The organism is Acinetobacter lactucae (genome assembly GCF_013122135.1).
Classification (GTDB): domain Bacteria; phylum Pseudomonadota; class Gammaproteobacteria; order Pseudomonadales; family Moraxellaceae; genus Acinetobacter; species Acinetobacter lactucae.
Genome location: NZ_CP053391.1, coordinates 2,414,425 through 2,426,079 on the forward strand (window position 1 = coordinate 2,414,425; position 11,655 = coordinate 2,426,079).

At 41.2% G+C, this 11,655-nt stretch carries 9 protein-coding genes; 5 read left to right on the top strand and 4 right to left on the bottom strand.

Features of this window, described 5'->3' with window-relative positions:
* Positions 1 to 25: 25 nt before the first annotated feature.
* The 4 genes from HLV59_RS11275 to HLV59_RS11290 all read right to left on the bottom strand — a co-directional run bounded on the left by HLV59_RS11275 (position 26) and on the right by HLV59_RS11290 (position 4,752).
* On the bottom strand, positions 26 to 1,309 hold the full coding sequence (locus HLV59_RS11275) for a DcaP family trimeric outer membrane transporter (protein ID WP_171430617.1): 1,284 nt from the start codon (positions 1,307 to 1,309) through the stop codon (positions 26 to 28).
* A 277-nt stretch (positions 1,310 to 1,586) separates the two neighbouring features.
* Positions 1,587 to 2,258, bottom strand: a complete 672-nt coding sequence (locus tag HLV59_RS11280) for a class I SAM-dependent methyltransferase (RefSeq protein WP_171429971.1) — start codon at positions 2,256 to 2,258, stop codon at positions 1,587 to 1,589.
* 71 nt (positions 2,259 to 2,329) lie between these two features.
* Complete coding sequence (locus HLV59_RS11285) at positions 2,330 to 4,024, bottom strand: AMP-binding protein (RefSeq protein ID WP_171429972.1); 1,695 nt, start codon at positions 4,022 to 4,024, stop codon at positions 2,330 to 2,332.
* Between the two features lie 110 nt (positions 4,025 to 4,134).
* Positions 4,135 to 4,752, bottom strand: a complete 618-nt coding sequence (locus tag HLV59_RS11290) for a TetR/AcrR family transcriptional regulator (protein ID WP_016144932.1) — start codon at positions 4,750 to 4,752, stop codon at positions 4,135 to 4,137.
* A gap of 144 nt (positions 4,753 to 4,896) precedes the next feature.
* Between HLV59_RS11290 and HLV59_RS11295 the strand changes: the two genes are divergently transcribed.
* From HLV59_RS11295 to HLV59_RS11315, 5 genes are read left to right on the top strand one after another with little or no spacing between them, the layout of a single operon-like run.
* Positions 4,897 to 6,069, top strand: a complete 1,173-nt coding sequence (locus HLV59_RS11295) for an isovaleryl-CoA dehydrogenase (RefSeq protein WP_087089088.1) — start codon at positions 4,897 to 4,899, stop codon at positions 6,067 to 6,069.
* A gap of 24 nt (positions 6,070 to 6,093) precedes the next feature.
* Entirely contained in the window at positions 6,094 to 7,695 is a 1,602-nt protein-coding gene (locus tag HLV59_RS11300; RefSeq protein ID WP_087089089.1) for a carboxyl transferase domain-containing protein, read from the top strand.
* Positions 7,696 to 7,704: 9 nt separating this feature from the next.
* Complete coding sequence (locus HLV59_RS11305; RefSeq protein ID WP_087089091.1) at positions 7,705 to 8,508, top strand: enoyl-CoA hydratase/isomerase family protein; 804 nt, start codon at positions 7,705 to 7,707, stop codon at positions 8,506 to 8,508.
* A gap of 11 nt (positions 8,509 to 8,519) precedes the next feature.
* Positions 8,520 to 10,511: an acetyl/propionyl/methylcrotonyl-CoA carboxylase subunit alpha gene (locus tag HLV59_RS11310; RefSeq protein WP_171429973.1), complete on the top strand. Its 1,992-nt coding sequence runs from the start codon at positions 8,520 to 8,522 to the stop codon at positions 10,509 to 10,511.
* A complete protein-coding gene (locus HLV59_RS11315; protein ID WP_141316045.1) occupies positions 10,508 to 11,410 on the top strand; it encodes a hydroxymethylglutaryl-CoA lyase in 903 nt (300 codons plus the stop codon). Before HLV59_RS11310 ends, HLV59_RS11315 begins: the two co-directional genes overlap by 4 nt.
* Positions 11,411 to 11,655: the final 245 nt, after the last annotated feature.

Below are 11,655 nucleotides of genomic sequence, written 5' to 3' on the forward strand. Positions count from 1 at the left end.
ATTATTCAAGGTTTTGTTGAATAAATTAAAAGTCATAACTCGCCATCATATTGAAGCGGTTATCAATCCCGTTACGTCCATCAAACGTTTCTCGTTCGCCATACACATATTCGATGCCCAAGGTAATTGGTTTGTATGGGTTATAAAGTGCATTCACCCAGCCCTGCCAAAGCTCTTTGTTTTGCGTGGTGCTATTACGTTGTAATTCGGCAAAACGATTATCATCTTTGGCTTTCATATAGCCATAACCCAAGGTTGAACGAATTTGTGGCGTAAATTGATGAGTGATACCCAAAGAAACGGTATCAAATTCATTGCTGTGTATATTGTTTTGATCATCTATTGCATAGCCGCTATTACTCCATAGTAGGAAACGCCCATCTCCTTTGACATGGTAATAATCGGCTTTAAGTAATGTATCAGGAGTAATTTGGTATTTACCGCCAAAGCCAACACCCCAAGACATTTCCTCATCATTATTGGTTCTCTTTTCGGCAACAAAACTACGCCCCGATAGCATCGAACCATTGGCAAATTTATGATTTAAACGCCCAACCAAAGCTGGTAAACGCATTTTGTTATCGGGGTCTGATGCAGCGGTATATTTCGGGTCTTCAACCGATACGGCAAAACTTGTATTGGCAGTTAAGTTATCGCTATAACGAACCAGTGGCGATCTTAATAATGCACTTCCTACAAATGTGCCTGCATCGATCGTTTCCGGATAATATTCAGGTGCAATAAAGGTTGACCACGTTTGACCAATGAGCCATTTATCAAAGGTTAAATAAGCATGGCGTATCCGAAACTGATCACGAGTAGCTGCCCCAAAGAAGTCCATTTCTAGTTTCCCGCCCACATCACCCGCAGCAGTTGGGGTTTTAAAATTCAACCCGAAACGTGTCACATTAACGGTACTGTGTAATTGGTCTTTTTGAGCAGATTCTTCTGGCGTATTTTCGAGTGGAACCCCGCTAATATTGTTATACATAGCCGATGCGCCCTTCATTTGATAAGAAGCATCTGCCCGTATATATCCATATAAGTTAAATTCTGCGCCAGACTTAGTTAACACTTGTTTTGTAGGCTGAGTAGCTTGGGGCGTTACAGAAGTTGCGAGTTCCACCCGTTCTTGTGATAAAGATTTCTGAGCTTGCATGTTGGCTTGTAGCATAGCCCGTAGTTCTTTTACTTCTTGGCGAAGTTGTGCTATTTCAGGATCTGTTTGACCTGCAAAAGCAGAAGACACAAACAGGGTCACAGAAATAGCTAATAAGCTTTTTTGAACCATTGTATTTAAAGCATTTATCATAAAACTTTCCTTTTTTGATCTTTAATTAGACTTAAAGATCTCGACATCCTTTTTGTTATGTACCTGTCTAAAACAGGCTCTTAAACATCTGACTTTCTTCCTTTAGAAAGTCTTACATCATATTTTTTAGACAAAACCTCCCTTAAGCAGCATTGAGGCCACTTTTTAATGTGTTATAGGTAAAGCTAGTTCTTCTAATTTTTTCGTTTTTATATTCTCATCCTCATTGAGAATATTTAGGTGTTAAGACAACATTCCTTTGTCTCTACTGACATTATTTTTTTGCAATAAAACCCTGATACGTCAAAATTTGCGTATACGGCTGTACGCTCTCGAAACCAGTCTTTTGCAAAAGTTTGATATATCCTTCAGTAGTTAAGCTAAAAAAGTCTTGTGCCATACGCTCTAACATTTTCTGACATTGTTCTTCCGTTAAACCTTGAGCCAAGCATAAATAACGTAGTGCTTGAAGCTGCTGTGGGTTTACACACGTCATTAAATCGTAGGTAAGTAAAACTGCTTTTTCTTTTAAGCGATCATAAATATCTTTAAAAAAAACAGGTTTTATATCATCTGCAATAAAATGCGCCACAAGAATAGAAAGTGCAGCATCAAAGCAATTCTCAAGAGGTAAAGCTGACGTTTCACCGTGAACAAAGGTGACTTGAGCAGATTTATCTAAAAGTTCAACCTGTTCTTGGGCTTTTTGCAGCATGGTCAAAGATGGATCAACTGCTGTAAATTTCCAGTGAGGATGTCTTTTAAGTAAATATTCGAGTTCATACCCGGTACCACAGCCCACAATTAAAATATGCGCACTTGATGGCGACACCGATTGCAAAATGGCATCCACCTGTTGATGAATCACTTCATAACCCGGAATTAACTTACGAATATGTTCGTCATATCCTTCGACTACTTTTGGGCTATTAAAGTCTTTTGCCATTTTGCTTATCCTCTATTTACACTGTCTTTGAACGTATAATCTGCTGCACTTTGATATGGCTTTAGACTTCTTTAGTCAAAGACATTGCCCGTTAAATTAAGTTCAGCTCGCATAATTTCCTGCAATTTAAACTTCTGCGCTTTGCCTGAAGCAGTCATTGGAAACTCATTAAAGAATCGGACATAACGCGGCACTTTATTATGAGAAATATGTTCTTTGCAGAATTGGCGAATACTGTCTTCATCAATTTGATGATGTTCATGCAAAATAATACAAGCACAGAGTTCTTCGCCATATCTCGCATCTGGTAAGCCAATGACTTGGACATCGCTTACATCGGGATGAGTGTATAAGAAGTCTTCAATTTCTTTTGGAAAGAGATTCTCCCCACCACGAATCACCACATCTTTAATACGACCTTTAATTTTAATAAAACCGTCTTGGTCCATTTCTGCAATATCACCCGTATGCATCCAGCCAGCAGCATCAATCACTTCTCGGGTTTTTTCTTCTTCACCCCAATAGCCAGCCATCACTGAATAACCACGAACACATAACTCACCCAAAGTGCCTTGCGGAACAATTTGCCCTTCTAAATCGACAATTTTAATTTCAACATGCGGATGAACATGTCCAACTGTACTTACTCGTTTATCAATCGAGTCATTTACCGAGCTTTGTACACTGACTGGCGAGGTTTCAGTCATTCCATAACAAATCGTGATTTCAGACATATGCATACGGTCTATAACTCGCTGCATAATTTCACGTGGGCAAGGACTGCCTGCCATAATGCCCGTTCTTAAGCTCGATAGATCAAACTCATTAAACTGTTCATGTTCTAAGGTGGCAATAAACATAGTTGGCACACCATAAGCTGCCGTGCAACGCTCTTGATGAATAGCTTTTAAAGTTTCTAAAGGATTAAATACCGCCGATGGATAGACCATGGTTGACCCATGCGTTACACATGCCAGATTCCCCATGACCATGCCAAAACAATGAAACAACGGCACAGATATACACACTTTATCTTGAGGGGTTAAACGAATACCTTCACCGACAAAATAGCCATTATTTAAAATATTATGGTGGGTCAACATGGTCCCTTTAGGGTTACCGGTTGTACCTGAGGTAAATTGAATATTAATGGTTTCATCAAACTGAAGTTGCTTGGTTAACTGCTTTAACTTTTCTAACTGTTCTGATGTCGGCGTAGTGACTAAATCACTAAAGCGATGAATACCCGTATGTTGCTGATCATCAATTTTAATAACAAATTTTAAATGTGGTAGTCGTGCTGAACTAAGCACTTTATCTAGACTGGTCGTTAACTCAGGGGCAATTTTCGTGAGTAGTTCTTGGTAATCAGTCGTTTTGAATTGAGAAGCTATAATCAATCCTTTGCATGAGACTTTATTCAACACATATTCAAGTTCATGGCTCTTATAAGCTGTATTGAGATTGACTAAAATAATCCCTGCTTTAAAGGCTGCAAATTGGGTAACTGTCCATTCCACACAGTTAGGTGACCAGATGGCTAACCGATCTCCTTTTTTTAATCCCAATTTTAAAAGGCTACAAGCAAAAGCGTTTACTTCATCCTGCAAAGCTTTGTAGGTTAATCGTCTGTTTTGATGAAAACTAACGATTGCCTCCTTTTCAGCATATTGCCGACAGGCCTGATCAAATTGTTCACCAATGGTCATACCCAATAAAGGCTGCGTGCTTGGTCCCGAGGCGTAGCTTAACCGTTCTTGTTGCATTGAATCATTCTCCTTGATTCTTCTAATTCTCTTCTTACCTGATCTAATTGTTGTTACTGCAACTATTTTTCTAAACTGCCTACTTTGTGTTGTTTTATCCTTTATATGCCCTATTTCCTCTGCACAGCATCTACACAAAAGTCAGCAATCTGTTTTGAAAAATAGTCTTTGTGCGCATGATCAAACTTTGTATTTTGAGCTGGGTCTAGGGGTTCAACCACCACATAAGTCATGGCACCGACAACACACAGTGCTGCTGTATTTAAATCATCCAAGACAAACTCACCACTTGCATTTCCATCCGCAAGTATTTTTTTAATACTTTGTTTAATCAATTGCTTCACACGAAAACGCTCATGTTCAACCGTTGAATCGACAGGTTCAAACATGAGTGAATATGCAAGCTGAGGACTATTCAGTGCCCGTTTTACAAAGGTTGCCACAGCCTTATGTAATTTCTGCTTTGCTGATAAATTACTTTCGGTAATCGAATCAATCACCAATAGCTCTGTATTAATGGCCTCAGACAAAACCTCAATTAACACTTGGCTCTTATTATCAAAGTAGCGATAAACAAGACCACTTGATACGCCCGCTTGCTCTGCAATTGTTTGTATTTGCGCGTCTTTAAACCCTCCCTCTGAAATTAACTTTCTGGCTGAACTCAAAATCGACTTACGATTTTGCTCCATCCGCTCTTGCATTAAAGATGATCGTTTATAGCTCATAATTTATTCTCTAACAAATAAAATGAATTGTAAATCATTTTATGAATCTGTATTCACTTTTTTGAAAATTCATTGTATGGTACATCTCAAATACCCACAAAATATTTTATGGACAACAAATATAACCAATAGGATGAAAATATCATGAACCTACGCAGCTTGAATTTCGGTCTAGATGAAACTTTAATTGCGCTTCAAGATTCAGTGGCCGCATTTTGTGCAAAGGAAATTGCACCAATTGCCCAACAAGTTGATCAAGACAACAAATTCCCTGCACATCTCTGGAAAAAATTCGGAGATATGGGCCTTTTAGGTATGACGGTTTCTGAAGAATATGGCGGTGCCAATATGGGTTATCTAGCTCATATTATTGCCATGCAAGAAATTTCTCGTGCTTCGGCAGCCATTGGTTTGTCTTACGGTGCTCATTCTAATTTATGTGTAAACCAAATTAACCGTAACGGTAGCGAACAGCAAAAACAAAAGTATTTACCAAAACTGATTTCCGGTGAATATGTGGGTGCCCTCGCCATGTCTGAACCGAATGCTGGTTCTGATGTCGTCAGCATGAAATTACGTGCCGAACAAAAAGGAGAGCACTTCGTTTTAAACGGTTCAAAAATGTGGATTACAAACGGCGGGGATGCAGACGTATTAGTGGTATATGCCAAAACTGATCCGCAAGCTGGAGCGAAAGGCATGACTGCTTTTTTAGTTGAAAAAGGCATGAAAGGTTTTAGCCATGGTAATCATTTAGACAAACTCGGCATGCGTGGCTCTAACACTTACCCGCTGTTTTTTGACAATGTAGAAGTGCCTGCTGAAAACGTACTCGGTGGTGTTGGTAATGGTACAAAAGTACTGATGAGCGGTTTGGACTATGAACGAGCAGTTTTAAGTGCCGGGCCTTTAGGCATTATGGATGCCTGTTTAGATGTGGTAATTCCATATTTACATCAACGCGAACAATTTGGCCAAGCTTTAGGTGAATTCCAACTTATGCAAGGCAAACTTGCCGATATGTATTCAACTTGGTTGGCATGTAAAGCCCTCGTCTATGCTGTTGGTGCTGCCTGTGATAAAGCTGACCATGACCGCAGTCTACGTAAAGATGCTGCAAGCGCCATTTTATATGCTGCTGAAAAAGCGACATGGATGGCCGGTGAAGCAATTCAAACTTTAGGCGGCAACGGTTATATCAATGAATTCCCTGCTGGCCGTTTATGGCGTGATGCAAAACTTTATGAAATTGGTGCAGGAACTTCTGAAATTCGCCGTATGCTGATTGGCCGCGAACTCTTCAATGAAACCAAATAATAATTATAAATAAGGACGCATCTTATGAACCAATTACAAAGCAAGATTAATGTTCGAAGTGAAGACTTCAAAACAAACCAGCAAGCCATGCAAACATTGGTCACAGATCTCAAACAAGTTGCCCAACGTATTGCCTTAGGCGGTGGTGAAAATGCCCGTCAAAAACATTTGGCTCGAGGCAAACTTTTACCCCGTGAACGTATTGATCAATTGATTGATGTCGGCACGGCATTTTTAGAAATTGGTCAATTGGCAGCGTACAACGTTTATGATGATGATGTTCCTGCCGCGGGCGTAATTGCAGGTATTGGTCAGGTGAACGGTATTACTTGCATGATCGTTGCCAACGATGCAACGGTTAAAGGCGGAACGTATTACCCACTTACAGTTAAAAAGCATTTACGTGCCCAAGAAATTGCTGAACAAAATCACTTGCCTTGTATTTATTTGGTAGATTCAGGCGGTGCCTATTTACCAATGCAAGATGAGGTTTTCCCAGACCGCGATCACTTTGGGCGTATTTTCTATAACCAAGCACGCATGTCGAGTCTGGGTATTGCCCAAATTGCTGTGGTGATGGGTAGCTGTACCGCAGGTGGTGCTTATGTTCCTGCCATGTCTGATGAAACGATTATTGTACGTAATCAAGGTACGATTTTCTTAGGTGGCCCTCCTCTAGTAAAAGCTGCAACAGGTGAAGTGGTGAGCAGTGAAGACTTAGGTGGTGGCGACGTGCATACACGTCTTTCGGGTGTAGCTGACCATTTGGCTGAAAATGATGAGCATGCCATTGCGATTGCACGTAACATTGTTGCTAACTTAAATAAAAAGCCAAATGACTTAAATAAACAAGTTGATGAACCGTTATTTGATGCATCTGAACTCTATGGCGTAGTGCCAAGCGATGCGCGTAAACCTTTCGATGTGCGGGAAGTGATTGCCCGTATCGTAGACGGCTCTCGTTTTGATGAGTTCAAAGCACGTTTTGGTTCAACACTCATTACGGGTTTTGCTTCACTTTACGGTATGCCAGTCGGGATTATTGCCAATAACGGAATTTTATTTTCTGAGTCTGCACAAAAAGGTGCGCACTTTATTGAGCTATGCACGCAGCGCAATATTCCATTGTTATTCCTACAAAACATTACGGGCTTTATGGTTGGTCGCCAGTATGAAAACGAAGGAATTGCAAAAAACGGTGCCAAATTAGTGATGGCAGTTGCCACCGCAAATGTACCAAAACTGACCTTGATTATTGGTGGTTCGTTTGGTGCAGGTAACTACGGTATGTGTGGCCGTGCTTATTCACCACGCTTTTTGTGGACTTGGCCGAACTCTCGTATTTCAGTGATGGGCGGCGAACAAGCAGCAAGCGTACTTTCAACTTTAAAACGTGACCAGATTGAGCAAAAAGGTGCCGAGTGGTCAGCGCAAGAAGAAGACGAATTTAAACAACCAATCCGTGAACAATACGAGCGTCAAGGCCATCCGTACTATGCTTCTGCCCGTCTTTGGGATGACGGTGTAATCGACCCAGCTCAAACTCGTCAGGTACTTGGTTTAAGTCTTGCTGCTGCAATGAATGCCCCTATCCAGCCAACCAAATTTGGCGTGTTCCGCATGTAAGAGGTGTATATGAGCTATCAATTTTTACAACTCGAACAACAAGATCAGGTTGCCTATGTTTGGCTGAACCGCCCTGAATTGCACAATGCATTCAATACGGCAGTCATTGAAGAGCTGCATGCCTGCTTTAAGCAAATCAATACACGTGATGATATACGTGTTGTAGTTCTGGCTGGTCGTGGCAAAAGCTTTTCAGCAGGTGCCGACCTCAACTGGATGAAACAGGCAGGTCAGGCATCTTCAGCAGAAAATGAAGCAGATGCATTAAAACTTGCGCAAATGTTGGATGCACTTGCAACGCTTAAACAACCAACCATTGCTCGTGTGCATGGTATTGCTTTTGGTGGTGGTATGGGTTTGGCATCGGCATGTGATATTTGTATTGCTAGCACGGATGCTAAGTTTGCAACCTCTGAGGTTCGTTTAGGACTTGCTCCATCTACCATTAGTCCTTATGTGATTCGTGCGATTGGTGCAAGGCAAGCTTCACGTTACTTCTTAACTGCCGAACGAATTTCGGCACGTGAAGCCAAACAAATTGGCTTAGCACATGAAGTTGCAGATGCCGAAGACTTAGACAGAAAAGTTCAAGAAATTATTGATGCTCTATTACTCGGTGGCCCGCACGCTCAAGCGGCCTCAAAACAACTCATTCAAATGGTGAGCAACCAAACCATGAGCAATGACTTGCTACAACAGACAGCACATCATATTGCTCAAGTTCGTCAAGGCAGTGAGGCAAAAGAAGGTCTAAGTGCCTTTTTAAATAAACAACAGCCTGCTTGGGTTTCTAACTCCAATAACAACAATTAAGGACGATCATCATGTTTGAAAAGATTTTAATTGCGAACCGTGGCGAGATTGCCTGCCGCGTAATTCGTACAGCTAAAAAATTAGGTATTAGAACGGTTGCCGTTTACTCAGATGCAGATGCAAATGCACAACATGTAAAACTTGCAGATGAAGCGGTTTATATTGGTCAGTCCCCTGCAACACAAAGTTATTTACAGGTTGACCGTATTATTCAAGCAGCAATTGATACAGGCAGCCAAGCGGTTCATCCAGGCTACGGCTTCCTTTCAGAAAATGACCAGTTCGCACTCGCTTGCCAACAACACAACATCTGCTTTATTGGCCCACCAGTGGATGCCATTTTGGCAATGGGCTTGAAAGCGACCTCGAAAGCTTTAATGGAAAAAGCAGGTGTTCCTTTAACACCGGGTTATCACGGAACCAACCAAGATGCCGATTTTTTAAAGCAACAGGCAGACCGAATTGGTTATCCGGTTTTAATTAAAGCCAGTGCTGGCGGTGGTGGTAAAGGCATGAGTCTGGTTGAACGTGGTGAAGACTTTCTGCATGCCTTAGCCTCTTGTAAACGTGAAGCCAAATCGAGTTTTGGTAATGACGACGTCTTAATTGAGCGTTATGTGATTCAACCTCGCCATATTGAAGTTCAAGTGTTTGGTGACACCCATGGCAATTATGTGCATTTGTTTGAACGCGATTGTTCAGTACAACGCCGCCATCAAAAAGTGCTAGAAGAAGCCCCTGCTCCACAAATGCCAAGCGAGAAGCTCGATGCAATGCGTCAAGCGGCAATTGATGCTGCACGTGCGGTAAATTATGTTGGTGCAGGTACGGTTGAGTTTATTGTAGAACAAGACGGTACGGCGTATTTCATGGAAATGAATACCCGTCTACAAGTCGAACACCCTGTCACTGAAATGATTACAGGTGAAGACTTGGTTGAATGGCAACTTCGTGTGGCTTATGGTGAACCTTTACCTAAACTACAAAACGAATTGCAGATTCACGGCCATGCGCTTGAAGCACGTATCTACGCTGAAGAACCAGAAAAAGGCTTTTTACCTGCAATTGGTAAAATTGACTATCTGCATTACCCAACTCAAAACCAATATGTACGTGTAGACAGCGGTATTGTTGAAGGCGATGAAATCACGACCTATTACGACCCTATGATTGCCAAACTGATTGTATGGGGTAAAAACCGTGAAGCTGCGCTTATTCAAATGCAACATGCTTTAAGCCAGTTCCATGTCGATGGCTTAGGCAACAACATTGCCTTTCTTGAAAAGATTGTTCGTAGCGAATCGTTTAAACAAGCCAAGCTTGATACCAACCTGATTCAGCGTGAACAAAACTTCTTGTTTAGTCCTGAAGAGATCAAACCTGAACTTGTGGTAGTAGCGGCATTTATTGAGTTTTTAAGCAAACTTAATAACAACAGTTCAAGCCAAAAACAGCTTTGGCAGGCTCAACCACTTTGGCGTTTAAATATTGCCTATCAGCACAGTATCAAACTAAATTATTTAAACCAAAATATCCAAATCAAATTTGCTTCAAATAACGATGGCTTCACCGCAGAATATAACGGGAAAAGTTACCCGATTTCGGGCCAGTTGCTTGATACACATACGGCGTCTGTTCAAATTAATGGAACTCAGCAAAAGCTATCTTTTAACCAAAGTCAGCAAGGCATTACCTTGTTCCAAAATGGGCAAAGCTATAAGTTTGCTTATATTCGCCAAGACTTTAATCAAGCAGATAGCCAAGCCGATGAAGGCCACCTGAAAGCTCCAATGCCAGGTGTAGTCACCCAAGTGTTAGTCAGTGCAAATCATAGCGTGAAAAAAGACGATATTTTAATGACGCTTGAAGCGATGAAGATGGAATATACCATTCGTGCCCCTAAAGACGGCGTGATTGTAGATTCCTACTTCCAAGTCGGCGATCAGGTTAAAGCTGGCGATGAGCTTGTGGAATTTCAGCCTGCTCAGGAGGAAGTTGCATGAGTGAGTTTGTCAAAATCGTGGAGGTCGGTCCCAGAGACGGCCTCCAAAACGAAAAGCAGGCTTTAACTGTTGAACAACGCTTAAACTTCATTAATGACTTAATAAATGCTGGCCTAAAATCGATTGAAGTGGGTTCATGCGTCTCGGCAAAATGGGTACCACAAATGGCTCAAAGTGATGAGTTATTTAAGCTGTTACCCCAGACCACAGATGTGCAATTTAGCTTGCTCACTCCAAACATTAAAGGTTTTGAAACTGCTCAAGCGGTAGGATGCAAAGAAGTTGCGGTGTTTACCGCAGCTTCTGAAAGCTTTACCCGTAAAAATATTAATTGCTCAATTGACGAAAGCTTTGAAAAGTTTAGCGATGTCATGGCCACAGCCAAAGCACATAACATCCGTGTGCGTGGTTATGTCTCATGTATTGTCGATTGTCCTTATGAAGGTGCTATTGCCCCTGAGCAAGTGGTGAAAGTTGTTAAACGGCTCTACGACATGGGCTGCTATGAAGTATCTTTAGGTGAAACTATTGGCACAGCTACACCAGATCGCGTTCAAAAGGTTTGGCAAGCTTGCCTTGCTGAACTCGACAGCAAGGTTCTAGCTGGGCATTTCCATAACACCTATGGCATGGCAATTGCCAATATTTATCAGTCTTTAAAGCAAGGAGTTCGTGTTTTTGACTCGTCTCTTGCAGGACTTGGTGGTTGCCCTTATGCCAAAGGTGCTTCGGGTAATGTATCGACTGAAGATCTGTTCTATTTGCTGTCACACATGGGGTTTGAAACTGGCATTGACTTAGAGAAACTGATGCAAGCCAGCCAAAATATTAGCCATGTATTAAACCGAAAAAGCTTGTCGAATTATGCAAATGCTTATTGGCAAACCAAGTGTGCATAGTCATAAATTAAAATAACTCAGCATCTGGTATAAAGCTTAATATTAGGCGAAATACCAGATCATTCCATCTAATCTTTATCTCATTTCATTCAGGAATTGGGATTAAACATCTTTGCACATTTTATTTAAAATTTATTATTCATCTCTGTATTAAATGCCTCTTTCAAAAGAAGCATTTTCTACCCTATTTTTATTCTAATCCGTCTTATTCTTCATCCTTTTCTAGCTTAATCCTTAAAAATTTA

Coding starts and splice junctions, on each gene's coding strand:
- HLV59_RS11300 (WP_087089089.1), top strand. CDS start 6,094: ATGAACCAATTACAAAGCAAGATTAATGTTCGAAGTGAAGACTTCAAA.
- HLV59_RS11315 (WP_141316045.1), top strand. CDS start 10,508: ATGAGTGAGTTTGTCAAAATCGTGGAGGTCGGTCCCAGAGACGGCCTC.
- HLV59_RS11305 (WP_087089091.1), top strand. CDS start 7,705: ATGAGCTATCAATTTTTACAACTCGAACAACAAGATCAGGTTGCCTAT.
- HLV59_RS11280 (WP_171429971.1), bottom strand. CDS start 2,258: ATGGCAAAAGACTTTAATAGCCCAAAAGTAGTCGAAGGATATGACGAA.
- HLV59_RS11285 (WP_171429972.1), bottom strand. CDS start 4,024: ATGCAACAAGAACGGTTAAGCTACGCCTCGGGACCAAGCACGCAGCCT.
- HLV59_RS11295 (WP_087089088.1), top strand. CDS start 4,897: ATGAACCTACGCAGCTTGAATTTCGGTCTAGATGAAACTTTAATTGCG.
- HLV59_RS11310 (WP_171429973.1), top strand. CDS start 8,520: ATGTTTGAAAAGATTTTAATTGCGAACCGTGGCGAGATTGCCTGCCGC.
- HLV59_RS11290 (WP_016144932.1), bottom strand. CDS start 4,752: ATGAGCTATAAACGATCATCTTTAATGCAAGAGCGGATGGAGCAAAAT.